At 58.8% G+C, this 25,350-nt stretch carries 23 protein-coding genes and 2 pseudogenes; 7 read left to right on the top strand and 18 right to left on the bottom strand.

The genetic code is table 11. The annotated features are described in order from the left end of the window. Positions 1 to 9 precede the first annotated feature (9 nt). The 3 genes and pseudogenes from CFR76_RS10740 to CFR76_RS10730 all read left to right on the top strand — a co-directional run. Positions 10 to 1,407, top strand: coding sequence for a sensor histidine kinase (locus CFR76_RS10740; RefSeq protein WP_110557069.1), 1,398 nt, complete (start codon positions 10 to 12; stop codon positions 1,405 to 1,407). A 190-nt stretch (positions 1,408 to 1,597) separates the two neighbouring features. Further along, positions 1,598 to 2,509 (top strand): sulfite exporter TauE/SafE family protein, encoded by a 912-nt coding sequence (locus tag CFR76_RS10735; protein ID WP_010509936.1) that lies wholly within the window; start codon positions 1,598 to 1,600, stop codon positions 2,507 to 2,509. A gap of 44 nt (positions 2,510 to 2,553) precedes the next feature. Beyond that, a pseudogene (locus CFR76_RS10730) lies at positions 2,554 to 3,308 on the top strand (IS5 family transposase); the annotation flags it as partial. A gap of 244 nt (positions 3,309 to 3,552) precedes the next feature. Here the strand turns inward: CFR76_RS10730 and CFR76_RS10725 are convergent. The 12 genes and pseudogenes from CFR76_RS10725 to CFR76_RS10675 form a co-directional block, all read right to left on the bottom strand. Then, positions 3,553 to 3,963, bottom strand: a complete 411-nt coding sequence (locus CFR76_RS10725; RefSeq protein WP_010511654.1) for an RrF2 family transcriptional regulator — start codon at positions 3,961 to 3,963, stop codon at positions 3,553 to 3,555. A 169-nt stretch (positions 3,964 to 4,132) separates the two neighbouring features. Continuing rightward, entirely contained in the window at positions 4,133 to 5,470 is a 1,338-nt protein-coding gene (locus CFR76_RS10720; RefSeq protein WP_007396722.1) for a histidine kinase dimerization/phospho-acceptor domain-containing protein, read from the bottom strand. After that, the gene (locus CFR76_RS10715; protein WP_007396721.1) at positions 5,467 to 6,138 is read right to left on the bottom strand and encodes a response regulator transcription factor; all 672 of its coding nucleotides are present in this window, start codon (positions 6,136 to 6,138) and stop codon (positions 5,467 to 5,469) included. Before CFR76_RS10715 ends, CFR76_RS10720 begins: the two co-directional genes overlap by 4 nt. Then, positions 6,138 to 9,212 (bottom strand): efflux RND transporter permease subunit, encoded by a 3,075-nt coding sequence (locus tag CFR76_RS10710; RefSeq protein WP_019086193.1) that lies wholly within the window; start codon positions 9,210 to 9,212, stop codon positions 6,138 to 6,140. The genes CFR76_RS10715 and CFR76_RS10710 overlap by 1 nt, the downstream gene beginning before the upstream one ends. Continuing rightward, positions 9,212 to 10,363 (bottom strand): efflux RND transporter periplasmic adaptor subunit, encoded by a 1,152-nt coding sequence (locus tag CFR76_RS10705; protein ID WP_025440169.1) that lies wholly within the window; start codon positions 10,361 to 10,363, stop codon positions 9,212 to 9,214. The genes CFR76_RS10710 and CFR76_RS10705 overlap by 1 nt, the downstream gene beginning before the upstream one ends. Continuing rightward, positions 10,360 to 11,616: a TolC family protein gene (locus tag CFR76_RS10700; protein WP_019086195.1), complete on the bottom strand. Its 1,257-nt coding sequence runs from the start codon at positions 11,614 to 11,616 to the stop codon at positions 10,360 to 10,362. Before CFR76_RS10700 ends, CFR76_RS10705 begins: the two co-directional genes overlap by 4 nt. 11 nt (positions 11,617 to 11,627) lie before the next feature. Next, a complete protein-coding gene (locus CFR76_RS10695) occupies positions 11,628 to 12,104 on the bottom strand; it encodes a hypothetical protein (protein WP_370664434.1) in 477 nt (158 codons plus the stop codon). A gap of 198 nt (positions 12,105 to 12,302) precedes the next feature. Next, a pseudogene (locus CFR76_RS10690) lies at positions 12,303 to 12,815 on the bottom strand (transposase); the annotation flags it as partial. 519 nt (positions 12,816 to 13,334) lie between these two features. Then, positions 13,335 to 13,634 carry a type II toxin-antitoxin system PemK/MazF family toxin gene (locus CFR76_RS10685; protein ID WP_078527732.1) on the bottom strand — a complete coding sequence of 100 codons (300 nt, stop codon included), beginning with the start codon at positions 13,632 to 13,634 and terminating at the stop codon, positions 13,335 to 13,337. Between the two features lie 102 nt (positions 13,635 to 13,736). Further along, positions 13,737 to 13,889, bottom strand: coding sequence for an AbrB/MazE/SpoVT family DNA-binding domain-containing protein (locus CFR76_RS18050; RefSeq protein ID WP_167331482.1), 153 nt, complete (start codon positions 13,887 to 13,889; stop codon positions 13,737 to 13,739). 69 nt (positions 13,890 to 13,958) lie between these two features. Beyond that, positions 13,959 to 14,627 carry a MucR family transcriptional regulator gene (locus tag CFR76_RS10680; RefSeq protein WP_019086198.1) on the bottom strand — a complete coding sequence of 223 codons (669 nt, stop codon included), beginning with the start codon at positions 14,625 to 14,627 and terminating at the stop codon, positions 13,959 to 13,961. 384 nt (positions 14,628 to 15,011) lie between these two features. Next, positions 15,012 to 15,311: a WGR domain-containing protein gene (locus CFR76_RS10675; RefSeq protein ID WP_039736669.1), complete on the bottom strand. Its 300-nt coding sequence runs from the start codon at positions 15,309 to 15,311 to the stop codon at positions 15,012 to 15,014. 541 nt (positions 15,312 to 15,852) lie between these two features. Between CFR76_RS10675 and CFR76_RS10670 the strand changes: the two genes are divergently transcribed. From CFR76_RS10670 to CFR76_RS10660, 3 genes are all read left to right on the top strand, one after another. Next, the gene (locus CFR76_RS10670) at positions 15,853 to 16,242 is read left to right on the top strand and encodes a hypothetical protein (protein WP_025440168.1); all 390 of its coding nucleotides are present in this window, start codon (positions 15,853 to 15,855) and stop codon (positions 16,240 to 16,242) included. A gap of 61 nt (positions 16,243 to 16,303) precedes the next feature. Further along, on the top strand, positions 16,304 to 17,308 hold the full coding sequence (locus tag CFR76_RS10665) for a thiol:disulfide interchange protein (RefSeq protein WP_025440167.1): 1,005 nt from the start codon (positions 16,304 to 16,306) through the stop codon (positions 17,306 to 17,308). After that, positions 17,305 to 17,841: a hypothetical protein gene (locus tag CFR76_RS10660; protein ID WP_025440166.1), complete on the top strand. Its 537-nt coding sequence runs from the start codon at positions 17,305 to 17,307 to the stop codon at positions 17,839 to 17,841. Before CFR76_RS10665 ends, CFR76_RS10660 begins: the two co-directional genes overlap by 4 nt. Before the next feature lie 405 nt (positions 17,842 to 18,246). Here the strand turns inward: CFR76_RS10660 and CFR76_RS10650 are convergent, their stop codons facing one another. From CFR76_RS10650 to CFR76_RS10625, 6 genes are read right to left on the bottom strand one after another with little or no spacing between them, the layout of a single operon-like run. Continuing rightward, a complete protein-coding gene (locus tag CFR76_RS10650; protein ID WP_019086203.1) occupies positions 18,247 to 18,744 on the bottom strand; it encodes a hypothetical protein in 498 nt (165 codons plus the stop codon). A gap of 24 nt (positions 18,745 to 18,768) precedes the next feature. Further along, on the bottom strand, positions 18,769 to 21,129 hold the full coding sequence (locus CFR76_RS10645; RefSeq protein WP_019086204.1) for a DotA/TraY family protein: 2,361 nt from the start codon (positions 21,127 to 21,129) through the stop codon (positions 18,769 to 18,771). Between the two features lie 22 nt (positions 21,130 to 21,151). Then, positions 21,152 to 22,564, bottom strand: coding sequence for a hypothetical protein (locus tag CFR76_RS10640; protein WP_025440165.1), 1,413 nt, complete (start codon positions 22,562 to 22,564; stop codon positions 21,152 to 21,154). A 9-nt stretch (positions 22,565 to 22,573) separates the two neighbouring features. Continuing rightward, on the bottom strand, positions 22,574 to 23,758 hold the full coding sequence (locus CFR76_RS10635; protein WP_025440164.1) for a hypothetical protein: 1,185 nt from the start codon (positions 23,756 to 23,758) through the stop codon (positions 22,574 to 22,576). Further along, on the bottom strand, positions 23,758 to 24,345 hold the full coding sequence (locus tag CFR76_RS10630) for a hypothetical protein (RefSeq protein ID WP_025440163.1): 588 nt from the start codon (positions 24,343 to 24,345) through the stop codon (positions 23,758 to 23,760). The genes CFR76_RS10635 and CFR76_RS10630 overlap by 1 nt, the downstream gene beginning before the upstream one ends. Next, the gene (locus CFR76_RS10625; protein WP_239020025.1) at positions 24,342 to 24,731 is read right to left on the bottom strand and encodes a hypothetical protein; all 390 of its coding nucleotides are present in this window, start codon (positions 24,729 to 24,731) and stop codon (positions 24,342 to 24,344) included. Before CFR76_RS10625 ends, CFR76_RS10630 begins: the two co-directional genes overlap by 4 nt. On the opposite strand from CFR76_RS10625, the gene CFR76_RS10620 reads away from it, so the two are divergent. Next, a complete protein-coding gene (locus CFR76_RS10620; protein WP_041250539.1) occupies positions 24,730 to 25,107 on the top strand; it encodes a hypothetical protein in 378 nt (125 codons plus the stop codon). The genes CFR76_RS10625 and CFR76_RS10620 overlap by 2 nt on opposite strands. Positions 25,108 to 25,350 lie beyond the last annotated feature (243 nt).

Genomic DNA, 25,350 nt, shown 5'->3' with positions numbered 1-25,350 from the left:
ATATGTCCAATGATGTCGTGGAATAGGATATCCCGACGCCGAAATGTGGAGACACGACGTATCATCGCCACGACGTCGTTTCGTATCGTCACGTTGTTCGCCGGTCTTTTTATATTGGGCGGCATGGTCATGACTATAACGTCAGGCCTTTACAGCCAGTCAACCATGCGCCAGCAGATCCGCCGGGAAGTGGAGAACGAGAGCCATGAGACATTTGCAGATGCTGGTGTTGCGGATGTCCGTCATCTCCTGCCAGTTGTGCAAGGACTGATCGAACATGAACCCGGTTTCCATTATTTGCTTCAGGACCCCGGACAGGTCATTGTCGCAGGCAACATGCTGCATCTGCGACCAGTGCCGGGCGAACGCTGGCTGGCATGGTCCCATCGCCTGCCGAAAGAAATCAACCAGGATATCGTTTATGGAATAGGTTATCGCCTTGATGACGGCGGCTATTACTTCGTGGGCATGGATGCCTCGCCCCTGACGCATCTCCAACGCGCATTATGGACAACGATCCTGTGGGGCATTGCAGGATTTGGTCTGATAGGGGTAGCAGGCGGCCTTTTCCTGAGCAACCTGATCCTGAAATGGATCGAGACGATAAGCAGGACGGCACGGAGCATCATGCAGGGCGATCTGTCTCGCCGCATCCCGCTACGTGGCACGGATGATGAGCTTGATCATCTCTCGGAGAGCCTCAATGCGATGCTCGACCAGAATGAATACCTGATTGCAAGTCTGAAACAGGTCTCCAATGACATCGCGCACGACATGCGCCGCCCGCTGGCGCGTATGCGCCAGAATCTTGAGCGCGCCATTGGGGCACATGGACCTTCCGATACCATGCATGAGCAGGTCGAGTGTGCAATCGAGGATCTGGATGCCGCATTGGAAATATTTTCCTCGCTGCTCAAGCTGGCGCAACTTGAGTCCGGGGCATGGAACAACGAAATGGAACCCCTCGATCCCGCACGACTTCTGGAATCAGTTCTAGAACCGTATCGCTCCGTTATCGAAGACAATGGACAGCGCCTGGAAACCGAAATCATTCCCGCCTGCCCTACCGTCACCGGTCATCCAGTCCTTTTACGGCAGGCGTTCTCCAACCTGATCGAGAATGCCGTACGCCATACGCCCGACCAGACCACCATCACAGCGACCATAATGCTTTCGGACAAGACCATCACGATAGAAATAGCCGATAATGGTCCAGGCATTCCGGACGAAGCCATGCTTCGGGTATTCGACCGCTTTGTCCGTCTTGATACAAGCCGTACGCATGACGGTAACGGGCTAGGGCTTACCATGGTGAAAGCCGTAGTACAACTGCACCGGGGCACGATCGTCTTGTCTCACAACAACCCTGGCGTAAGGTGTATCGTTAAATTACCCATAGAGCTCTAGCCTTCACGGCCTCATAGACAGCAGACCTCCTGGCTGGTTAGAGATGTGCAAATACGACTGAAGATTGGGGCATTGTAAGCTGACATCCCCGTGAGCTTTCGCCAGAAATAATGATGCCGCGCGCCCATGCGATGTGGCCGCCTGCAACGGTCCCGGCGAGCAGGGATCCAAATCGGGATTCATACAAACCATGCTGCTCTGGTCCCTGATTCTGGTTGCATCAGCCGCGGCATTTGGCCTGAGCGCCGTGTCGGGAGGCGGTGCCGGGCTGCTCCTAATGCCCCTGCTGGGGCTGGTGCTGCCTGGCACTCAGGTGCCAGCCGCCCTGTCGATCGGGACAGTTGCCAGTTCGGCGACGCGCATCATCTCGTTCCGGCAGGCGATCCGGTGGGACATCGTCCGGCATTTTGCGCCCACCGCGTTGCCCTTCGCCGCCCTGGGCGCATGGGCATTGAGCCGTATGGAGCCAGCCTATCTGTCGCTGCTTCTTGGCGTATTCCTGATGGGGAATCTTCCCCTTCTCTTTCGCAAGCCTGCACCCCAGGTCACTGTGAAAACGCCCCACGCTATCGAACTGCACGTGCTGGGTGCTACCGCCGGCTTCATTTCCGGTTTTACCGGAGCGGTCGGCCTGGTGTTCAATGGGTTTTATTATCGACTTGGTCTGCGGAAGGAAGAAATCGTCGCAACCCGCGCGGCCAACGAAATCATGCTGCATGTGCTCAAGATCGCTCTCTACGCTGAGTTCGGCCTGTTGAATACCCGGGCCAGCATTGCGGGTATCGCTGTTGCTGCGGCGGCGGTTCTGTCATCAATAATCATGAAGTACCTGTTGCCGCACCTGCATGATCGCCTGTTTCACCATATTGGTCATGCCGCCATGGTCGTGGCGGGTGTCATGATGGTGATCTCCGCCAGTAGTCAGTTAGCGCGGCAGGCAAATGTCACGGTGCATTTCGCCCACGTAGCCCATGAAGCCGCAGCGTCCGTGTCATGGCGACAACACACTTTCGCGGTCGAATGGGAAAATGGTGATGAACGCGAGTTGAGCCCCCGAGTGCTTTCCAGACTGGCTTCATCCCCTATGATAACAACCCATTGATTTAAGTGCGGGAATCTGATTCAGGCTCTGTGAGGAGACTGGAGATGAGCGACCTGTTTTGGCTGCCGGACGAACAAATGGAGCGTCTGCGGCCCTTTTTCTTTAAGAGCCATGGTAGAGCCTGCGTTGATGACCGCCGAATGCTGAGCGGCATCATTTTTGTCAATCGGAACGGCTTGCGCTGGCGCGATGCGCCCCGGGAATACGGTCCACATAAGACGCTCTAAAACCGTTGGAAGCGCTGGGGCGCCATGGGGATCTGCGCCCGGATGATGGACGGTCTGGCTGCCGGAAAGGCAGAGCCCCAGACCATCATGACTGATGCGACGTATCTCCAGGCACACCGCACGGCTTCGAGCGTGCGGCTAAAAAAGGGGATCCAGGTCGCTTGATCGGCCGCACCAGAGGGGCATAAACACGAAGCTGCATGCGATCACCGACCAGAGTGGGCGACCGCTGAGCTTTTTCATGACTGCGGGACAGATAAGCGATTATACCGATGCCGCTGCCCTGCTGGATAGTCTTCCTGAAGCACAATGGATGCCGGGAGATCGCGGGGATGACGCCGACTGGTTCAGGGACGCCCTGGAAGCAAAAGGTATAAAAGCCCTGCATTTCAGGACAGAAATCTCGCGGAAAACCGGTCAGATACGACAAGAGAAAATATAAACGCCGCAATCGCATCGAGATCATATTCGGAAGGCTCAAGGGCTGGCGGCGGGTTGCAACCCGCTACAACAGATGCCCGACCGTCTTCTTCTCAGCCATCTGTCTCACCGCAACCGTCATGTTCTGGCTATGTGTCCCGAGCCTAGAAGCCGTCCGTACTTTGGTAAAGACCTTTCAACACCGTAATAATAATAACGTCCGCTATCATTATATTACCCGCAACAAAATGAACTTTGCACCTGAAGATTATATGAATCTTACTTCACACGAGATTCACTATGACTACAGTGACATTTTTTTCATCGACGGCTTCAAATGTTCTATCAACTGTTTGAGGGAGGCATCATGCCAGGATGGAAAAGTGAGCAAACACATTATCCTGAACCACTAGTGAGATCCAGTAAGCTCATTCCATCGGAAAATGCCATAAATGCATCAACGGCCTGTACTATGAGATGGCGAAACTGACAAGCATTGCCCAGTATACACTGGTTATTGCCAGATGGGTGACAGGCGCCAGGGGATTCTTTTTCAGTTTCCATGAGCCGCATAATATGACCGACGTTGATGTTTCTGGCAGACACAGCCAGACGGATGCCACCAGTACCTCCCCGGGTACCTTGTACGATCCCGGCATGACACAGGTGTTGTACAACTTTCACAAGATGATTGTGCGAAATGCCCTGCAACTCAGTGATGTTCCTGACGGTAACACGCGAATCAGGATTACACGCCAAGTGGATCAACACACGGAAAGCGTAGTCGGTACGCAGCGAAAGAGGCATCAACCCCACCACCCATAGGCACGTGTTGACTGATTTTCCCAAGCAGCCTCTAAGAATATTGCCAACGGGCTGCTGTACCAGGCAACCGTGACGCAGGGCATTCGTGACATAGGGGAGTAGAGTACGCAAAATGGAGTTGCCTGCGCGTCTGTTCCTCTACTGTCATGAATTAGGTTACCTTCGAGTTTGGAAAGGTGACACACACACCAAATCCTCTGGCAGATCCTGTAAGTGGGGAACGTAAGCGCAGAGTAACGTCCATTTGGGTAGCGATATTACTGGCAATGGCGAGACCCAGGCCACTGCCATGATTACCGGTCCCGCCGCGCACGAATGGGCTAGTCAGCCGCTGGAATATGCCGGGTGGCAGCGCGGGGCAGTCATTGGTGATGTCGATTCCACCATCTGGTAGCACGGCCACCCGCACGGGCATATGGTGCCCTCCATGCAGCAGGGCGTTTTCAAGCAGGTTGCGCAACATGATGCCGGTCGCATCCATGTCACCATGTACGAATATGTGGTGAATCCCGTCTGGCGCGATGACAATGCCCTGCCCGTCACACGGATTATGCCCAAGATCATCGACAAGGACATGCACTACGGTCATCAGGTCGAAACGGTCGCGCCGGAAAGCGACGCCGGACGAGGCGCGGGAAAACTGCAGCAGTTTTTCCACCGTGCGGCCCAGCCTGCGGGTCCGGTCGGCAATGAGCTCCACCCGCCGGCCCGTATCCGAACCCGCCGGCATCAGTCGGCCCAGCATCTGTACCTGCGCCAGAAGGGCTCCAAGCGGGTTACGCAGTTCATGCGCAGCGCTTGCGGCAAAGGCGCGCTCGGTAGAGAGCGCTGCCTCCAACCGCGCCAACAGCGTATTGATCGAGCGCTGGATGGAGACTAGTTCGTCAGGGAGATCAAGGGGGGGAATGGGCTGAAGGTTGCCGCTGCCACGTGCGCGCATCTCGTCATGCAGCAGGTCCAGCGGGCGCAGGGCGCGCCGCACGATCAGGCGCACCAGCCACCAGATCACCGGCATGAAAAGCAGCATGGGCACGACAGAGATCAGCATCGCGCGCCGGACGGCCTCGCGCCGGTGGAAGGTCGGTTCCCCCACAAGAACGCGGTATTTCTCCGCCACGGGTGACGCGACATAAACGCGAAAATGCGGAACATTAGCAAACCCGGTCCGCCACGCGCGCTCGAATGCGTCCTGCGGGGCATTCTGGGAACGCAACACGACATGCCCGGTCACATCCACGATCTGATAGGCCAGGGTGCGTGGCCCGACTTCCGGCAGCCAGGCGATGGATGACGCCGCACCCGGATCATGCAGTCGTGTCTCCACAGCCGTCTGCAGGCGCTCGGAAACTTCCTGCAGCGAGTTGTCCAGCCGTTCCGTTACCTCGTAGCGGGTAAATCCACCTACCGCGACACTGAGGATCAGCAGCCCCAGTATCACGACCATGAGTACGCTGCTGATGATCCGGGTAGACAGGCTCCAGCTTTTCATGCGCCGTCCCTTGCATCGAGGCAGTAGCCACGGCCGCGTATGGTCCGGATGACCGTGTTGCCGACCTTGCGCCGCAGGCGGCTGATGAAAACCTCGACGGTATTGCTGTCCACGTCCCGGTCCAGCGCATACAGCGCGGTGTCAATCTGCTGGCGCGAATAGATCCGGCCCGGACTGCGCGACAGCAGTTCCATGATGCTCCATTCCCGCGCGGTCAGGTCCAGCCGCTCGCCATCACGCGATACAGACCGGTTCTCCCGGTCTATCGTAATCTCTCCCACGCGGCAGTGCGCGTGCCTGCGCGGCGATGCATACCGGCGGGCCACTGCCGCAATACGGGCCACGAGTTCATTCAGGTCATAGGGCTTGACGATATAATCATCTGCCCCTTCGGACAGACCCGCGATACGGTCACTGATCTGGTCCTCTGCCGTGGTGATGAGGATGGCGATGTCTGATGATGTCCGACGGACCTCACGCAACAGGTCGCGCCCACTTCCATCGGGCAGGCCAAGGTCGAGCAGCATGAAATCATAATCCACCGTTGCCATGGCCGCGCGCGCGTCCTCCAGCGTCGTGAACCAGTCCACGGCATGCCCGTCCAGACCCACGCGCTCCTGCACCGCCACACCCAGATCGTATTCATCCTCGACAATAAGGATACGCATCAGTCCTGATCCTTTTCCCGCATGACCCGGGCATACAGTGATGGCAGCACAAGCAGGGTCAGCAACGTGGACGTGACCAGCCCGCCGATCACCACACTGGCCAGCGGGCGCTCGACTTCCGCGCCCGCACTTTCGGAAAACGCCATGGGAAAAAAGCCAAGGCTGGCGACAAGGGCTGTAGCCATGACGGGACGGAAGCGGGATTCCGCGGCCGCAAAGGCCGCCTGTGCCACGGCCATTCCCCGTGCCCGCAGGGCTGCGATCTCACTGACCAGCACCACGCCATTCAGGATCGCCACGCCAAACAGCGCGATGAAGCCGATCCCCGCCGAAATGCTGAACGGCATGCCGCGCAGCGTCAGCGCCACGATGCCGCCGGTTGCCGCCACCGGCAGGTTGACGAACACCAGCAGCGCGGGCCGCACTGCGCCAAACGCCACCACCAGCAGCGCAAAGATCAGGCCAAGGGCAACGGGCAGCACGATCTCCAGCCGCCTTGTAGCTGATTGCAGGTTACGGAACTGCCCGTCCCACTGCATGGTATAGCCCGCGGGCAGCTTCACGTCCCGCGCCACACGGGCCTGTGCTTCGGCTACATAGGAAGACAGATCACGCCCGCGCACATTGGCCTGCACCACCATGCGCCGGCGTACCCGGTCGCGGCTTATGCGCGGCGGCCCATCGACTTCATGCACATGCGCCACCTGTGACAGCATCGCATTCCCCTGCCCGTCCATCCGCCGGACCTGCAGCGCGCCAATGGCGGCGGCGGATGTCGCCACGCGGGGGTCAAGGCGGACCTGCGTGCCGATGATGGCGTTATCCACGATCACCGGCCGGGCGCCGATATGCCCGCCTATGGCCTCCACCGTATCGAGAATGTCCTGCACCGCCACATTGCGGCTGGCAGCCTGCGTGCGGTCAATGTCGACCACGATCAGCGGCACGGTGCCGTCCCCCGCAGCCGCCACGTCCGCTGCCCCCTTCACGCCGGACATAGCCGCCACCACCCGGTCACCCAGCTCGGCCAGCATGGCCAGGTCATCGCCAAAGATCGAGACGGCAATCTGCGTGCGCACGCCAGAGAGCAGGTCATCCATGCGCATCTGCACCGGCTGGCTCCATGAATACAGCGCATCGGGCAGTTCGCGCCGCAGGGTATCATCCATCGCGGCGACCAGCCCCGCCTGCGTGCGGGCGGTTTTCCATGTGGCGGGTGGGTTGAGGAAGATGAAGCTGTCGGTCTCGTTCACGCCCATCGGGTCGGTGGGAATGGCCGATGTGCCGGTATTGCTGACCACCGCGCGCACTTCGGGGAAGCGGCGCAGGATCTGCTCCTGCTTCGTGACTGACGCCAGAACCGTATCAAGCGAGGCCGAGGGCAGCCGCGTGGTGGTGACCGCCAGCGCCCCTTCATCAAGCTGGGGAATGAACTCACCGCCCAGCCTCATCGCAAGCCCCGCTGAAAGGGCCAGCACCACCAGCGTACCGCCAAACAGGATGCGTGGATGGGTTTCCCCCCATGTCACCATATGGGTATAGGGCCGGCGCAGGAAGGCAATCAGCCGCGTATCACCCGCAGGCCGCACGCCCCCCAGCGCAAGGGCGGCCAGAACGGGCACGCAGATGAAGCAGTACGCCAGCGACGCCAGCAGCGCCATGATGACCGTCTGCGCCATGGGGCGGAACATGTGCCCCTCTATCCCCTGCAGGGTCAGGATCGGCAGATAGACCATGATGATGACCAGTATGGCAAACCCCACCGGGCGCATGACCTGCTGCACGGAGGAGATGACCAGCGGAATGAATTCGGCGTCCGGCTCCTCCTCCCTGCGCGACAGCACATGTTCGATCACCACCAGCGAACCATCGACAATCATGCCGAAATCGATTGCGCCAAGGCTGAGCAGGTTGGCCGAGATACCGAACTGCCGCATGCCCGCCATCGCGCAGACAAGGGCAACCGGAATGACCGAGGCAATGACAAGGGCGGCCTGCCAGCTCCCGATCACCACCACCAGCACCCCCACCACCAGCACGGCGCCCATGACCAGGTTGTCACGCACGGTGGCGATGGTCTGCCCGGTCAGGGTGGCGCGGGTGTAATAGGGTTCGATCGTGACGCCTGCGGGCAAAGCCTGCCGTATGCCCGGCAGCGCACGGTTGATGGCGGCAAGCGTTGCGTTGGAACTCGCCCCGCTTTCCATCATCACCACGCCGATCACGATCTCGCCCTGCCCGTCACGCGTTACCGCCCCCAGACGGGTGCGCGCGCCTGCGCGCACGCGGCCAAGATCGCGCAGCCGCACGGCGGACCCATCGGGGTTGGTGCGCACGGCAATGTTGCCAAAGTCGGCCAGGCTGCCGACCAGCCCGCGTCCGACCACGCTCTGCTGTTCGGCATGGTGCGTGATCCATCCGCCGCCGGATGCCGCGTTGCCGGCATCCACCGCACGATAGACCTCGCCTACCGAAAGGTTGCTGCCGATCAGCCGCGCGGGGTCCAGCGTCACCTCATAGGTTTCTTCCGCCCCGCCATTGACGTTGACATCCACCACACCGGGTACAAGACGCATCTGCGGCACCACGGTCCAGTTCATGATGCGGTTGAGTTCCATGAGCGAACCCCCCGCGCCACGGATCTGGAACTGCATGATCTCGCCCATGCCGGTAGCCAGCGGCCCCATGCTGACGGTAATGCCGGGCACGGATATGCTGGCGCGCGCCTGCTGTATGCGCTCGTTCACGCGGGTGCGGTCCAGGTTGATGTCGGTATCATCGGCAAACTGCACATACACCACCGAGACGCCGCCGCGCGATACGGAACGCAGGTCAGTCATGCCGGGGATTCCGGTCATGCTGGTCTCGACGGGAAAGGTGATGAGTTTTTCCACTTCCTCCGTCGCAAGGCCCGGCGCCACGACCGAGACGAGAACCTGCCGGGGCGAAATATCCGGCACCGCTTCCACCGGCAGGCCCAGGACAGTCATGATGCCCGCGGCCAGCAGCAGGCCAAGACCGCCCAGCACCAGCATGCGCGCGCGGATCAGGGTGGCAAGGTAGGCATGTGCCATCAGTCTGCATCCATTCCGGCCAGACCGATGACGGAACGCAGGGCAAAACTACCATGACCCACCACCGGCTCGCCCTCTGTCAGGCCGGAACGCAGCACTGCCTGCCGCCCGTCATCCAGTGCCACATCGACCACGACCGGCCGGTAGTCCGTCGCGTTCACCCGCACGAACACGACGCTGCGCCCGTCAATCTGCTGGATGGCTTCGGACGGCACGACAAGACCCGCCACGCTGTCACGCTGAGCCAGTGCGGAATCCAGCACCATACCGGGCACCAGCGCGCCAGTGGGGTTTGACACACGGCTTATGACCCGGACCAGCCCGGTCAGGGAACTGGCCATCCCGTCCACCGTATCGATACGGGATGTAAACGGGCCGTCTGCCGTCCGCGTTACCTGCTGGCCGCCTGGTGCGATCCGCGCCGCCTGATCGGGCGGGATATCGGAAACGATCCATACGCTGGACAGATCTGCCACGCTCGCCACGTCCATGCTCGGGTCCACATCACCCGCCACTGACGTACCGATCACCTGCACCATGCCGTTGACAGGGGAGATCAGGGTCGAGGTTTCGTCTTCCGCGCCCTGACTGTCCTGCTCCGATGATGAATTGAACTCCTCGGCAAAACGGTGGCCCAACGTGTCCACATCCGCCTGGCGTGCACGCATGGTGGCATCCGCCTGTGCCAGCACGTCCTGCCTGCGGCGCAGTTCGGCCAATGATATGCTCTCGCCAGCCAGTGCCCTAGCCCGCTGCACCGCGCCTGCCGCATCGGTCCGGGCCGCAATGGCGGCAGCAAGCGCTGCACGCATCTGAACCGCCTGCAGGCGCGCAACATGCAGGGAATGATCCTGATAGCGCACCAGCGCCTGCCCCCGCTGCACGGATGCTCCGGGCTGTACCAGTACTGCCAGCACCTTGCCACTGCCGGCGGGATGGATATGAACGACCCGCGTCGTATCGGGCATGACCCGGCTCATGACCGGCAGCATGGGTGCCACGCGACCCGGCGTGGCTGTGACGATGGTTACCCCTTCATTGGCAACCGCCGCCCCGTCCAGCTTCACGATCGGGGGCAGCGTCCCCTCCCCGGCATGGGCAGGCAGGGCGGACAGGCCGAGAAGAAACAGGATGGAGGCAATCCGCTTCATGGCACGACACCTGTTGCAATCAGCATGCGGATGCTGGCGACATGCCATTCCACTTCAGCCCGGACACTGGCCAGTCGGGTATTGGCGGCCGCCTGCCGGGCGGCAAGCGCCGTATCCACACCGGCTTCGCCTACTTGCCAGGCCCGTTCCTGCGCCTGGGCCCGCTTTTCCATATTCTCTGCGGCACTGCGGGTAGCCTGTCGTGCCGTGGTGGCCGCGATCAGGCGTTCACGCACGCGCATCATTTCCAGATGCACCATGCGCCGCGCCTGCGTTTCCTGGCTGGTGGCCGTGGCCAGGCGGTTGCGGGCTTCGGACATGATGGGGGTGTTACGGACCTCGCTGGGCAGGGGGATGCTGAAATTCACGCCCACACGATCATCCCACGGGCTGCCGTACTGCTTTTCATGAATGGCGTCCACGCCGATTTCCGGGTTGGGCATGAACGAACGGCGCGCCAGTTTCATGTTCGCTTCGGCGGCTTCCACATTGCGGTGCGCGACCTTTATGCGGGGATCGTTGTCTTCCATGTCGCGCGGGCTGACAAAACGGGCCTGCGTCACGTCGCCGCCACCATAACGGCTCAGGTCAGGCACAACCGGGCGCCCCAGCAGCACCTCCAGGGCCGTAGTCGCGTTCTGCGCTTCCTCCTGTGCCAGGGCCAGTTCATTGCGCGCGTTCTCCATCGCCGCCTGCGCCATCTGCCCATCGACCGAGGCCAGTTCCCCACCATGCACCGCATGCGTCGCATTGCCGGCCATGCGCGCTGTCGCATCGTACAGGGCATGGGCCACATCCATCCGGGTACGGGCAATCAGGGCGGCGGCAGCTGCGTCCAGCACCCGGATGGATAGCGCCATGTGTTCGACATTGAGCTGCTCATCAATCGACGCGGCTTCCGCGCTGGCTACCTGTTTTGTTGCACTGCCCTGCCCCGGCAACCACAGCGGCACCGATACGCCGCCCTGATAGGTTGTATAGCCTTCGTTACTGCCCAGCATGTGGTCATCCATGTATTCACCCGACAGGGTCGGGCCGCCGGCAAACCATGACCCGGCAGCGCTGGCGCGGGCGCGGGCGGAATGATGGCCGACCTGAAGTTCGGTGCGGACGGGATCGATCGCCCAGGCCATGCCGACGGCTTCATGGAAGGATGGGCCAGGGCGGGCGTCCTGGGCCAGGGCCATCCATGGCAGGGCACAGGCCATGGCGATCGACACGATGGGGGGGATGGGGGGGATGGCGCGGTTCATGCTTCAGGCCATCATGGAATGGCGCGACCACCATGGCTGATCCGTTCGGCCAAATCGCTCCACAGTCGCGCCATCAGCAGATTGATCTCGGACGTGACCGAAAACGGGGACTGCGAACGCGCCAGGGGCGAAAGGGACATGCGTTCCCCGATGACAAAATGCCCCTGCGAGAACAGCCGGGCCGAAATCGCCCCCTGCTGCCCCTGCCCCATGGGCCTCGTAACGGAAATACGCAGGTGTGGCGGCGGGTCGGCAATGAGACCGAAGACATGCCGTTCAGCTTCATCAGAGGGGCACGCCACGCCCTGCAGCACGGCGTCACGCAGTACGGAATGGGGATAACCCCCATACATGCCATCTACATGCAAACGTATACCATGCCGGACCGTCATACATATGCCCTCTGTCCCATCATCCGCCCAAGCGGCCGACACCCCTAGGAAGAAAATACAGGCTGCATACAGACTATCCCGCACTATCCTTTGCATAATAAGCGTCTGTTCCCCGGCGTACATAAAGTTCCTGCCATCACGACGATGACTTTCTGACGGTAACAGAGAAACCTGACGTGAACCTGAACATCCGGTCTACAAAAGAGAATTTATATTATGAAAATGATTATCATTTCTATATTTAGAGTAAGCGATAATTTCATATGTGAATTTAAGGCTCTGTTAGAGCCTGAATTAGAAAGCGGTTTGATTGATTTGTCTCAGCACCCTGCAGATATGGACAATCATCAACTGTGCACAGGATAACGAGATTGGTGCCTCGACATGTTTCGTGAAACGGCGGCAGCGTCCGAGCCATACGAAGCGACGCTCCACGATCCAGCGTTTCGGCATGATGATGAAGCCTTCAGCCCGATCGCTGCGCTTGACGATCTCGATCGTCCGTCGGCCACGTTCGACCAGCACACCACGCAACTTCTCGCCAGCATATCCACCCTCACCAATCAGATGGCGCAGCCAAGCGAACAATGAGCGTATTTTGGTTGCTGCCGGCGGCGCACCGTTATGATCCTGAATGTCGGCGGGATGCACGACAGCTGCCACGACATGACACAGCGTGTCGGTCGAGATATGCCGCTCGCGACCCTTGATTTTTTTTGCTCGCGTCATAACCACAGCGGCCGCTGTTGTAGCGGTTTTAACCGACTGGCTGTCAATAACACCCACCGAAGGCGTGGCGTCTTGCCCACTTGTGCTGCTCTGCCACAGCTGGCTAGGCTCGTATCTCGGATTTGAGCATCTGTTAAAGTTCCTTGCTACGGACGGACATGATGCTGTCGTGCCCTCGGTACCCAGCTCTGCCTTTTTCAACCCGATCACCGGTATCATACATAGGCCCGCGTTGTGCAGCCGCACTCATATGCGGGCTGATGGCTCGTCTAGCCGGTACCCGGCGTTTTGAACGCTCATCGGCGTCAGGATAAGGCTCCAGACTCACCCCGCACCCAGACTGAAACAGGTGATTTCACACCCCTGCCCAATTAGATTACAAAACCCGACCACAGCCCGGTGCCATTGCTAACGTATAGCAACCTACCGCCAGGAATGTGCTGGCAGCCGCAACCGAACGTGACCCTGTTCGGCTGTGCTGCACATCTCATGTTTCCGTTTTCTGGCGCAGAGGCCAACGTTGCCCTGTATGTCGGCGTAGAACGTGGTTGATCGCTCATCAGACAAGCGCATGGAGCGTCGAACCTACAACACATATTAAGAAGTCCGGCAGGACATGTTTGAATACATAGAAATGTTCGGGCTTCCCTGTTTTCCTCGGCCAGCCAGTAATCTGGCATGCTGACGAACTGCCTCAATTTCCTTTGCCGAGACCTTTCCTTTGAGCTTCGCGTTCCGCATCCGCCAGTCCAGACTTCTCACCTGATCAGAGAGGACCACACTGGCGGGTTTTACTACTACGGCTACTTCAAACGGATAGCCTTTGATTTTAGTGGTCATGGGGCAGCAAAGCGTCATCCCCGCTTTGGCATTATAACTTGCAGGGCTGAGAAGCACCGCAGGCCGATGCACAGCCCGTTTCCGCCCCGGCTGAGGGATCAAATTCCAACCAGACAATGTCGCCGCAGTCCGGAACCCACGTGACCTGCGATTTGGTGTTCACCAGCTTTCGTCACCTACAGACTGTCCAAAGTCAATTTCATCATGCCCGTTCAGATCGGTAATCCCGGCGACGAGATCTTCCAGTTTGAGCAGTGTGGCGCGAACTGGCGCAATGATAACTCGAACATCTTCCTCATGAACATTCACCATCTGATCATCCTGACGTTCGGGTGATGCCTGGCTGCCTTATGACAAAGCCGGATAGGCCGGGCTGATCAGTCAGACCTTGGCCCCTTTTGCTTTCGTGCCGGTCTTCCGTACCGCACGCGGTCTCGCTGAAGTCTTGGAACCCGGCGTTTTCTTTGGCGATGCCGCGGAAGATCCGGTTTCAGTTGCCGACGACCTGGATCGCTTCGAAATCGTTTTTTTGGGGGGTAATACAGCCTCAGCAGTGTCGACCAACACTTCTTTCGTCGCACTATCGACAGAAGGTGCTGCGGTTGCTTCGTCCACGGGAGCGGTCTGGGGCACCAAAACCTTACGTCCGAGACCCGCGTCTCGCGCCAGAGTCGCCCGCATTTTGGCATACTCCGGAGCAACCATGGGATAATCCATAGGAAGTTGCCACTTCTCTCGGTATTGCGTTGGCGTCATTCCGTACCTTGTCTGCAGGTGACGCTTGAGCATTTTGAGTTTTTTGCCATCTTCCAGACAGACGATGTAGTCAGGAAATACCGACTGCCCGACTGGAACTGCAGGCTGCTGGGCAGGGATGCTGCTATTTTTCTCTGTGGCCGGTGTTGTTTCGCGGATAGCAGCGTAGACATCGCGGATAAACGCCGGGACATGTTCTGTCGGCAGAGAGGTATTGGTATTGCCGAGATGCGCTGCCACGATGTCGCTCATGGCAATTACAATTGCCGGGGATAGGTCGTCTGATTGGTCCATGATAAAGCCTCTCCGCTATATTTTTACCGAATAACATTGCCGGAGTGTAAGTCTTTATGCAATCGGCAAAATATGGCGTATCGAAAGCTGAATTATATATTGCGGCACGTTGCCTACATCGATCACATTGCACCATGAACATCAAGTTTTACGCAAATTGTATGCGGCGGAGCCTGCCCCTGATTACGCTATCAGACGGCGTAAACTGGCTTATGCAGCGGGCCTTTCACGAAAACTACGGCTCACCCCAATGTCGATGATAAGTTTTTTAGTCCGAATATATCCACACACGAATTTTCCATGACGTGGTGAGCGGATACAGTATTTATCTCTATCACCTGTCCGATGATCACACCGGGTTACCCCTGCAGGTAATGCAGCCAGTCATGGCTGTGTAACGATATAGCCGCGTTTCAGGCGATAACGGATCATCGCGGTCAGGGCATTCACCGCGGCGCCTTCATCCGGATAGAGATCCACGCGCTGGGTGCCAGCTGTCCCGATCCTGCCCCAGTTACGAACAAGCGCGGCACCACCGAACAGGTCGGGCTGAACTGACAGTCCGTAATACCGCCACTCATTGAAACTGGGTTGAATACGGCGCAACTGGACCGATAGTGGGAACAGTCCAAGCTGTATTGTTTTCTCTGGGGGAACGGCGCTCGTTGATCTTCTGGATGTCATATTGGTCCTGCGCATCGCATGATGCTAACATGATCTATTATCCAAGTACAGATATTCTGAACTTCTTTCAGCCTTTTGCAACTTCGCTTGGAGCATGCATGGATCATTTCCTGCGATCTATGGGTCGGATGGTACGATGCGGATGTCTTCCGATACGTCAGTCATCCAGCATGTTGGTGGTTGCTTCAAGCCACGACCGATCGCAAGATGACGTAGAAGACGCTTTTTCTTGCCATCCAGGCATGACTGCCCTTCGATCACCCAGCAATAGCTCCGCATGTTTCGAACATACGTTGCCCGCAGAATATCTATGAAACACTCGGTAACAATAATGAGATATACGTTACAACAAGACGGAATCGTGTAGATTGGGCAGCCTGATCATGATTCCGTGTAGCTAGGTGACCAGATTAAATCACGACGAAAATCGTGAATAATAGCAAAGTATATCGGGTTATGCCGCTCCAGCGCTCCGTAAGAAACATGGCAACCGTGCACTGCGTTGCTTCAGTGTGTTCGTCTTGATCCGTGTGAGGATGACATGAAGTTTGATGAACTTCGCTCGCGTTTCGAGCTTATCGATGACGAACAATCCGGACAGCTATGTCTGACGCTGGTTCAGGCGATTTTAGCGCTGAGATGCAATATTGAATACATTGCTTCTCCAGCGAAAACATCAACTGCCAGGCGTGAGCAGGCAAGATCATTGCACCCCATTCTGGTGCTTTGCCACGAAAAAGGCCGTCAGTTGAAAGACGACCATCCGAATTCCCATTATTTGCAACTCCGCGTTGATATTCTTGTAAAAATGATAAGTGAGATGTCGGTCGACGAGTTAGGAAGCGAAGCAGAAGAGACGTTTATTCTCTCCCCGATCAACCCTGCTTTTGAAAATCCCCCATCTCGAGAAAGGGGGAACGACAAGGAATGATTTTTTAATCGCAGTCGCATGATCAGGGCGTACAGGACATAAGTATTGTCCGGAGTCCGCCATGCGCAGTTTCTACGTGTTGCCATTTCTCCTGCTCATACACGCGCCAGCGCGAGGACAGCAATGCTCTGTGTCCACTCCGATTGTGTCCAGGAGCAACACCATAGGGCCGCCCCTGGAACATGATAATAAAGGTAGGACTGATGCAGTCGCCCACCTTGGGATAGCAGGGGCCAACATCGAAAAACTGCCCGATCTCCACGGCTTCGAAGCTGGCATCGCCCATACCCGGAACGAACTCCTCGTCTTTTTCGCTCCGGAAAGCCATGCAATCGTGCTTAGCGGCACGCTGGTTCCGGTACCATACGACACCCTACGTTCCCTGGCCGGATCGCGCGCCCACGATCTCACGCCGGTCGAAGGCATCAGGGGAATGTTTGTTCGGGCGGATAACCGTTTTCAGGTCGTCTATGCGACCCCGGATGGCAAGGCAGCAGTCGCGGCCCGCATGTGGGGCGCCACTGGACAGGACATCACGAAAGACCAGATCAGGGACATTCCCGGAGCCGTCCCAGAAATCAGTATCTCTGGCCCTTCATCCGACACTAACGAACAGTCCGGGCTTCTGGGTCTCTCGGGAGGCCTTATAGGGACACCTTCAGCCCCGGAAGTCATCATGTTCATAGACCCGCAATGTATCTACTCGATGAAGGCAATGCATATCCTTCAGCCCGCAATCGATGCGGGGAAAGTTCGCCTGAAAATAGTCCCGCTGTCATTGCTTGATTACGAGGATAATGGCGCCAGTACCGTCAATGCGAGAGCCATGCTGTCGCTTCCGGCAAACGAGATGGCACAAGCGTGGGTCAACGGTCGTCTAAACCCGAGATTGACTGTACCTGAACCGGATAGTGGGGAGAAGCTTGCCCGCAATACCGGGATTGCACGGCAGATAGGGCTCACAGGGACCCCAACCTTCGTCTGGATGCACCGCAATGGCAGGATCGGCCGGCTCGACGGCGTTCCCACGGATGTCATCACGTTTCTCACCTCGGTCTCGCAATGAAGACACGACAGGACCAGACCGGCCCGCGGCGTTTTTTTGCAAAAACGCGCAAAGTGGCCCGCCTGATGATTGGCGACCCACGTACATTGGTCGCCTGGTCCGATGTGACGAGGAACGCCGCGCTGATTGAAGCCCTCGGGAAGGCATTACTGAAGCCTAAAGCCAGTATGCAGGGCCCGCGGGCGCCAGACGGTACCCCTATTGATATCGCCGCGATCGCTGCCGAATATGGCGTCGAACCCCGCGTTGTGGCGATCTTACTCGATCGGAGACAGCATGAGACATACAGGCGGGCGCTTGCTGCCAGTATGCTCGCTGTAGGTCTGATTCTTGGCTGGGCCGGAGAGATGCTCCTTTCCCACTGGAAGGGCACCCAACTCCTTGCTGCGCTGGAGTTCGCACCCTTCTGGACATTTCTGGCACTCGTGGCGTTTCAGAACGCGTGGCTCAACTGGCAGATCCGCGAACGCCGCCTGTGTTCCGCCCGCCAATTTGTCGCGACCGCCGACAGCCTCATTCCCCGCAAGCCGTAAGCGCAAGTCCATCTGCATTGCGCTGGTGAATAGATAGGATCGGCGGAGCACTCAGAACGTCCCGGGAGGCGCGTTCTTGTCGCCGCCCTGAGCGCCTGTTGCCCAAGAGGCGTGTTCATAATCCTCGCGCCCCTGCATCACCCGTGGATCATCAGGCCGGACGATCGTACCGGCGCGATCGCACGTAGGGGGTGTCCAGATTACACGTGTCGATCCGTAGGCAGCGTGCGGATCATAACGCGCATGCCTGGTCGGCGGAGCCTTTGGGCCATGCACATGGGCAGCAGACGACACGTTGCCAGCGCTGCATGCCGCAAGCCAGGGGGAGAGGACAAGAGGTAGAATGAGATGTTTCACGAATGGTCTCCCGCTTAGAGGAGACCATCCTGACCAAGTATCTTGCGACTAGGACTGCCGCTTTCTCCATTCATTTTCCATGGAAAGATAGCCCCAAATCCGTCGTTCCATGTTCTCGGCCTTGGTTGTCAGTGTGACATGGTCATCGCTGAGTCGGCGGTAATTGACACGGATTGCCTCAAGTTCTTGCGCCCGGTCTTTTTCCTGTTCCCTTGATATTTTGAGATCGTTGGCAAGCTGCTCAGCATGAGCACTCGTCCGACAAAAATGGTCTTTCAGTTCTCTGATCTGGGATTCCAGGCCATGAGCGTAGTCTTTCCAGTCTTCCAACTGGCTTTCGAGTTTATCGGAGTGAGCATTTGCCAGATTAAGTGCCTCGGTCAAGCGACTGATTAACCGAACCTGCTCTTCGAGTTCGTTAAAATGCGGCGGAGCAGCACCATGAAGGGCCTGTCGGATATTGCGTTGCAAGCTCTCGCTATACTGACACGACATGCGTCCGAGTATGAAGCCTGCCGGCCCACTCAACCCGTTGCCACCAAACATTTCATGCCCTCCAAGTGTAACGCACTATAGGATCTTTTTCATTGTCGTATCTACAGCTTTATTTGCACCCGTATATATTTGCTTACTATTTTTATCATCCATAGGCTGGGTCGCAGTTCGATCGCTCCCACCGAGCGACTGCTGAATCGAGAGCAACGTGCCCGCCATACCGACAACGGCGGCGTCCCGGCTGAACTGGTCGATGTCGACCCGGTCCACGTCACCAAATCCGATCATGGCGGGAACCCGCTGGGGTAGGATCGAGATCATCCTGAATGAAATGAACGCCAAAGTGACATGAATCATGACAAACAGGCTGACCAGAACAATCATGCCGAGGAAGTTGCTCACAATCCAGCCGTTTGACAGCACCAGTCCGGCCGCAATGCCGAAACACATGTGGATCAGCCACGACACTGAATCAAATATAAAATATCCAAGGAAAAGTCCGAACAGCATCAGCACCGGCCGGAAGATGACATTGAACAGAAGGGCATAACCCTGTTTTGCATGACCGTGCAGCCCCTCCCCGTTCATGGTCATATGCGCGAGCATCCACAGAGGCGCTGCAATCACGGACTCACAGACCATGATGAACCATCCAGCCACGGCAAACATCCACATGACAAACGGGATCATCGGGATGACATAGGCGATGGTGAGGCCTGGCATAAGCATGGCGAAACAGCCGCCGATAATCGGCGCGCCAAAAAAGTGCATCAGTGCGTGCCCGGCCCCTGCCGCAACGGCACCTTCAGGATTTCCGCTCAGAAGCGACAGCACGCCAATACCGACGGTGCCGGCCGTAGAAGAAAGAACCGACGCAGTGCCCATGGTGAGAAGGGCGGTCGTGATCATCCAGTTGCCAAGTGACATGAGATTGCCAAACGGATCCGTCCAGTAGCCGTTCGTACCGGACGGCTCGATAAATCCGGTCACGATCTGCAGGGCGTAATCATTCAGGTGCAGGGCGCGGAACAGCTGGTCGAGCACACCCGCACCGTCTCCGCCCGGTATCGCTCCTGTGTACAGGTCAGCATTCCCGCCTGGCGCGGTCACGCCATCCTGCGTTGCAACCATGCTGTCAATGTTCTCCATAAAGGTGTCCGCAGACTGCACCAGGGGCGCAATGTCCGAGGCAAGATAGTTTCCGAGACCGGAATAGGATGGCGTGGTGATGGTTGGCGTTGCGGTCATGAGAGACAGGGTCTGGCCATTGAGGCGCGCGAATTCGAGATAGTAGGCTCCTGCGCCAGTCCACCCGAGAGTATCCATCTGGCTGCTGGTGTTGACCGCATCTCCGTTCGTCGAAATTCCCCATTGGTGAAGCGCGAGCGTCTGATTATTGACCGTGTCCTGAAGCTTCGAACGCAGTTGTGCCGCCTGCGTCGTGAGACGCGACGCATAATCGTTGGTGGCATTGACGATGATGGTCATGAGTGGGGCCAAGGACGTTGTCGTTTTGGTCTGCCAGTACTTCTGCGCCACCTGTTCAACCTGGCTGCGAATGTCGCCAAGGATCACGGAATCAAGGACCTGCTTTTGCATACCCGCCTGGTCGACCTGGAAACCGGCCAGATTCACTGCGTCAGTATTGGGCGCCTGCAGACTTACGGCCCCGCAAACTGGTGTCCCGTCTCCTGCGCCGGCTGCCATATTGTAAGAATAGTTGATGATCCCCATCTTTCCGCCGGTCACGGACAGGACGGTCTGCCCGGTCGGGGCTGCAATCAGGCTCGTGTTATTCGCAGCAATGTTAATAATGGCCCGGCAGAACTCATTTTTTACAAGGCCGGTCACAATCCCCTTTGTGCCGGGGATAAGGGGCTGTGCAATGACCTTGCCGTCTGGTCCGATCGCCTGCTTCGCCTTGTCGTAAACGACCTTCGCCATACCGATGCCCCAGAGCGAGCCCTGCACGACAACGGCCTGCGCTGCATTGAAGCCGGTTGTCGGCAGCGGCCACATCAGGATGGCCGCAATCCCGATCCGCACGATCGACATGCTGGTCTGGTTGTTACCAAGGAGTTGCGCTGTTTCTGCACCCCGGTGGATGTTCATGAAGTAGATATAGCTTACGACCGCCATCGCAAATGCCATGACAAACCCGGAGAACCACCCGATCATGGTTCCTATGACGGTCGCCTCGTTGCCGATGCTGGGCGCGCCCGTATCCTGGCCGAAAACCGGGAATACAGACCGGATGACCTGCGCCGCCCAGTCACTGCCCGGATCAAGCAGGTCCCATGTCACGTTATAGCCCGTGCTGCTGGCTGCATCTCCCGAACCGGTCGCGACAACCGTCTGCGCTGCCGCGGACACGGTAAGAGCCGACAGAAACAGAAGCGGCAGGATGGCGAATACAGGGCGACGAAAGGGCGTCATGGTTTGTCCTCCAGCGGCGAAGTCACGGCGCAGGACTGGCGGTGGGACCGGGCTTCATCCGCGTCATGAAATCCGTGACTGCAGTCACAGCCTTGTGCATCATCTCGCGGACCTTCTCGCTCATGTCTTCCAGCGCACTGGCCCCCTCTTTTTTTCCGGGCACTTCGGCAGCAGTCCTGCCGATCTCGGCATCGATCTGGGTGAAGCGCTGCGTCACACTGCCGGGCATTCCCATGCGCTGGCCTGTTGCCTCGGCGGCGTCCCTTCCCTTTCCGTAGGCTTCGAGCTTGCTGGTGACATTCTCCAGTTGCGCCGCAAATGCCTGGTTATTCTGTTTCTCCGTCACAAACTGGCTATGCAGATCCGCATACCGGCCACCGGCCTTCATCTCCGACAACACACCGGCAACACCGTCAGGGTCGCCCTTTCCTGCATCTGAAATCGCCGCCATGATGGAGGAAGCTGGCCGCTCCCTGAGGTCACGCAGGGCCTCCACCGCCTGCTTTCCCAGACGTTCGGTCGCCTCCAGGCTCTTTTCGTCACGCGCGTTGTGCAGCCGGGTGCTGAAATCGGCGGCCTTTTCCATCCACGATGATGCCGGGCTCGCAGGCTGGCTATCAATGCGCGAGGCAATCGCTTCTGCTAGGCGGGCAAAGCCGCCACCGCGAATAACCTTGACGTCCTCCTGATCCCTGGCCGCCCCGTTCGTTTCCCGTGTGTTCGCTGCCGCCTTTTCCTTTGTGCCGTTGCCATCCATCGTCGATCGGCTTTCCGGCGCGTCTTTTGCGGGACCTGTCTGTTTCTCTCGAAAGTCCTTCTGAGGATCCGTCGTATGGGTCTGTCCGGGTTGACTGCTGGCCGACTGCTCCGGTCCAGGCGGAGCGCCCTCCCCCGGCGACGCCATTCCACGGGTTTTGTCCGGCTGACCTTTCTCATCGTGCGCAGACCCGGCAGCATGGTCATGCCCTGGCGCTGGCTGATGCCCTGGTTCGGGAAAGACGGTCGCCCTCAGGTTCTCGATGGTGTGCGCGATGTCCGGGTGGTCCGGATCCTGACGTCCTTCAACCAGTTCGCTGGCAAGTGTCCGGATCGCGTTTACTTCTGGCTGCTGAAGGCGATGCGTTTCACGCATCATCGCAGCGACCACAGGTTCGTTCAGACCTGGGTAATGCGCCGCGCGCTCTGTCATCTCGGTGCGGAGAGGATGCTCCTTTTCAAGCGTCGGTCCCAAAAGGCGCTCTACATCCTGCACGGCGTATGCGACGCGCGTACGGAAGCCGGGATCATTATGGACGTCAGGCTCGCGGGATTCCTGCCGCAGCCGATCATATGCGGCGGCCTGCCCGGGTGCCTGCTTCCTGTATTCGGACTGCACGCGATCAAGGGTTTTCAGCACATCCTCGATATCGCCGGTTTTCTGCTGGGCCTCAGACATGGCAAACCTCTAGGGATTGATCGTGGGGGAAGGCATCGGTGTCAGGCCGTCCCTGAAGGCGACCTCTTCTTCCTGCGCGACCCGGGCAGCTCCCATGGTCGCGAGGTAGAGCCCGAGACGGTAGTTCTGCAGCGCAAGGTAATTGGACTGCGCCATCTCGGTGGCAACCTCGCGCATGACCGACGCGGGAGGCATTGCCTGGAGCGAGGCGTTCCAGCTTACGCTGGAGACCCTGCGATTGACTTCCAGCGCCATAGCCTGCAGCCACGACGCCTTGTCGAGCGGCGTGAGCCCCTCGGCCGTCATTTCAGCCTTCTGGTCCCGCGTGAGCGCGACAGACGGAACACCAAGAGATGTGACGTAGCCCGTGACCCAGCGGGCAAGAGACATACGACTGTTGTACGACCGGCGCCGGGTTGCGGCTTCACGTCCCCGAAGGCTGGACAGCTGCTCGCCACGCAGGGCCGCCGGCGCTACCGGCTGGATGAGCGTGGTCGCATAATCATTGGCTGCATCCACTGCGCCATCCGCGGACAGGGTATCGGCGCCGAACAGGCTGGCGGCACGCTGGTCGGCGTTCGGCAGCCGGGACACGGAAGAGCAGAGCCCCTGCGCCACGTCGTCGGATGAACAGTAGCGCTTGAGGTGCAGGGACATGTTCGCATCCGTGCCCTGTGACTTGCCGTAATAGGAGGGAGTCCCCTGACCTGCCTCACCACGGGGATCGCTCACGGTCGCAATGGCATACACCGCGGATCGAGCCGCCTTGGACGCGGCCACGGTGGACTGCTGGGCATCAAGGCCCGCGCAGAATTCCGGATTCATCATATGCTCGTCCCGGATTCCGGTTTCCTGCTGACGCCGTAGAAATCCGGCCATCGCCGCGTCCTGGGCATCCATGAGTTGCGACTGGGCACCAACCTGGGCTTTCGCGTAATTGGCAACCTGCGTGAAACCCTTCGTCAGGAGAGACGCAACGGAATTCGGGTTTGTAAGACTACTGAGATTTGAATCGATGCTGTCCGTCAGGTTTTTCGTCATCGTATTGAGGGCGTTGCCCGTGAACGCCTGGAGAAGCTTGATCGCTGCAACGACAGCGGCATCACTGAAAAGCGCGTATGCCGGACGCGGCGTGACTGCCAGCACGCAGACGCACGAAGCGGCACCAATGGCAACCATCTGCAGCCTGCGCATCAGAATACTCCGTCCACGAGATTGCTCAGGCTGTATCCGGTCGGAAGCTGGGGAGATCCGTTGATATACAGGTCAGTCGTACCGCTCGACGTCCCCGCAATGGCAGTCGCAATTGGCGGACCACCACCACCGAAACTCAGGCTCGGGCACATGAGTCCGCTACTCGAGCCAAAACCGAGCCCCAGATTAACGCCCGACAGACTGAGTCCACATTGGGTCGACCCCATGGCGTTCCCCCATGCCGCCTGTACGGCCTGACAGACCTGGCCGCCTATCTGGCCCTCGACGGCCTGCAGGAGGGCTGCGGGGTCAAGGCCGTTCGTGATGAGATTCAGTCCGGTGCCGTTGAAAAAATTGCTCAGGCAGGACAGGCCGTTGACGCTATCCGGCTGCTTTTCATAGGCGTCGTTGGCCTGGACGCGTTCGTTTACGGCTGTTGCCGCCGCCTGGGTCAGGGCGGCGCAGCCGACGCTTCCCGTAGATGTCGTGGCACCAGAGGCGCCTGATGACGTGGTCTGCGCATGCCCCTGTATCGATACAAGAGCGGCAGCCACTGACAACAGGACACGGAAGCGCAGACGGATCATGCGGCCTCCTGACGTGTAGCCGGACGCGTCACAGCCTCCAGCAGGGCAATCCTTTGCGGAGCAAGAAGGCGATGAAGCGCCTGGCGCCTGCTTTCCGAGATCACGCCACGTCCAAAAGGGCTGTCCGGCGACAACAGGTCCCTGCGGCCGCGCAGATAGGGGATCAGCGCGTCAAGGGAGCTGACCAGATCAGGCCATTCATGCGGCGCAACACCAGCGAGGATGGCGTACCAGGCCGTCCTCGCTGTCATATCATTGTCCAACATCGCAATGACGTCCTTTCCGCCCCTGATGCGCCAGATCTCGCCGAGCGCATCCAGCGCAAGGGCGACATTGGGCATCGGGGAAGGAGGTCCGGATTTCCGGACGGATGAGGGCTTGTTCATGGAACCTTCCTCGGGTGGTTACGACGAAGGTGTCGGGCCATCATGCGACCGGTCAGCGAATTCGATGTCGGACCGCGACCTTATTATGGCCGACATCAATGACGTCGCCCGCCTGGGCTACCGTGGTCGCCAGAACCTTGTTCCATTCCCGGCCGCCCTGCCAGTCAACAGGAACGCTGGTGTCCACGTCCGCCGCGAACACGACGCGCACCCCATGCGGAACGATCTGGCGTACGGCGAAGCCAAGTGGAACCTGCTTTCCGTATCCACTGGCGATATGGAAATATCGACGGGCTGGAACATTGCCGGATGTTCGAGGATCCGTACCAGTACCCGGCAATACGCCCGGCCCTTCCTGACCAGCATCTCCCGGTGAGGGTAAGGTCTCCCCGCCGGTCGTCCCCGTTGAGGGCAACGTCAATGCCGGCCGGGGCGGAGTGTCCGGAGAGGTTGTCTGGACCAGATGAAACGCGGCAGATGTGGCAGATATGGGGCCAGAGGCCAGCGCCATAACCACGGCAGGCATAACAGGCATATGAGTGTCTCCATCAAGCTCTCCTGACCAGAGCAGCGGCCTTTGCGACCTCAGACACCTTTTTTACGGGCTCCAACTCGACTA

The organism is Komagataeibacter swingsii, assembly GCF_003207895.1.
Classification (GTDB): domain Bacteria; phylum Pseudomonadota; class Alphaproteobacteria; order Acetobacterales; family Acetobacteraceae; genus Komagataeibacter; species Komagataeibacter swingsii.
This window is presented reverse-complemented; position numbering and strand designations above follow the sequence as displayed.

Excerpts from the sequence above, each read along its gene's own strand:
- CFR76_RS10670 (WP_025440168.1), top strand. The coding sequence starts at position 15,853 with ATGAAGTTTGATGAACTTCGCTCGCGTTTCGAGCTTATCGATGACGAA.
- CFR76_RS10705 (WP_025440169.1), bottom strand. The coding sequence starts at position 10,363 with ATGAAGCGGATTGCCTCCATCCTGTTTCTTCTCGGCCTGTCCGCCCTG.
- CFR76_RS10695 (WP_370664434.1), bottom strand. The coding sequence starts at position 12,104 with ATGCAAAGGATAGTGCGGGATAGTCTGTATGCAGCCTGTATTTTCTTC.
- CFR76_RS10735 (WP_010509936.1), top strand. The coding sequence starts at position 1,598 with ATGCTGCTCTGGTCCCTGATTCTGGTTGCATCAGCCGCGGCATTTGGC.
- CFR76_RS18050 (WP_167331482.1), bottom strand. The coding sequence starts at position 13,889 with ATGGTGAATGTTCATGAGGAAGATGTTCGAGTTATCATTGCGCCAGTT.
- CFR76_RS10680 (WP_019086198.1), bottom strand. The coding sequence starts at position 14,627 with ATGGACCAATCAGACGACCTATCCCCGGCAATTGTAATTGCCATGAGC.
- CFR76_RS10635 (WP_025440164.1), bottom strand. The coding sequence starts at position 23,758 with ATGCGCAGGCTGCAGATGGTTGCCATTGGTGCCGCTTCGTGCGTCTGC.
- CFR76_RS10710 (WP_019086193.1), bottom strand. The coding sequence starts at position 9,212 with ATGGCACATGCCTACCTTGCCACCCTGATCCGCGCGCGCATGCTGGTG.
- CFR76_RS10725 (WP_010511654.1), bottom strand. The coding sequence starts at position 3,963 with ATGCCTCTTTCGCTGCGTACCGACTACGCTTTCCGTGTGTTGATCCAC.
- CFR76_RS10625 (WP_239020025.1), bottom strand. The coding sequence starts at position 24,731 with ATGAACAAGCCCTCATCCGTCCGGAAATCCGGACCTCCTTCCCCGATG.
- CFR76_RS10640 (WP_025440165.1), bottom strand. The coding sequence starts at position 22,564 with ATGTCTGAGGCCCAGCAGAAAACCGGCGATATCGAGGATGTGCTGAAA.
- CFR76_RS10715 (WP_007396721.1), bottom strand. The coding sequence starts at position 6,138 with ATGCGTATCCTTATTGTCGAGGATGAATACGATCTGGGTGTGGCGGTG.
- CFR76_RS10740 (WP_110557069.1), top strand. The coding sequence starts at position 10 with ATGATGTCGTGGAATAGGATATCCCGACGCCGAAATGTGGAGACACGA.
- CFR76_RS10700 (WP_019086195.1), bottom strand. The coding sequence starts at position 11,616 with ATGAACCGCGCCATCCCCCCCATCCCCCCCATCGTGTCGATCGCCATG.
- CFR76_RS10620 (WP_041250539.1), top strand. The coding sequence starts at position 24,730 with ATGGAACCTTCCTCGGGTGGTTACGACGAAGGTGTCGGGCCATCATGC.
- CFR76_RS10665 (WP_025440167.1), top strand. The coding sequence starts at position 16,304 with ATGCGCAGTTTCTACGTGTTGCCATTTCTCCTGCTCATACACGCGCCA.
- CFR76_RS10660 (WP_025440166.1), top strand. The coding sequence starts at position 17,305 with ATGAAGACACGACAGGACCAGACCGGCCCGCGGCGTTTTTTTGCAAAA.
- CFR76_RS10630 (WP_025440163.1), bottom strand. The coding sequence starts at position 24,345 with ATGATCCGTCTGCGCTTCCGTGTCCTGTTGTCAGTGGCTGCCGCTCTT.
- CFR76_RS10720 (WP_007396722.1), bottom strand. The coding sequence starts at position 5,470 with ATGAAAAGCTGGAGCCTGTCTACCCGGATCATCAGCAGCGTACTCATG.
- CFR76_RS10645 (WP_019086204.1), bottom strand. The coding sequence starts at position 21,129 with ATGACGCCCTTTCGTCGCCCTGTATTCGCCATCCTGCCGCTTCTGTTT.
- CFR76_RS10650 (WP_019086203.1), bottom strand. The coding sequence starts at position 18,744 with ATGTTTGGTGGCAACGGGTTGAGTGGGCCGGCAGGCTTCATACTCGGA.
- CFR76_RS10675 (WP_039736669.1), bottom strand. The coding sequence starts at position 15,311 with ATGACATCCAGAAGATCAACGAGCGCCGTTCCCCCAGAGAAAACAATA.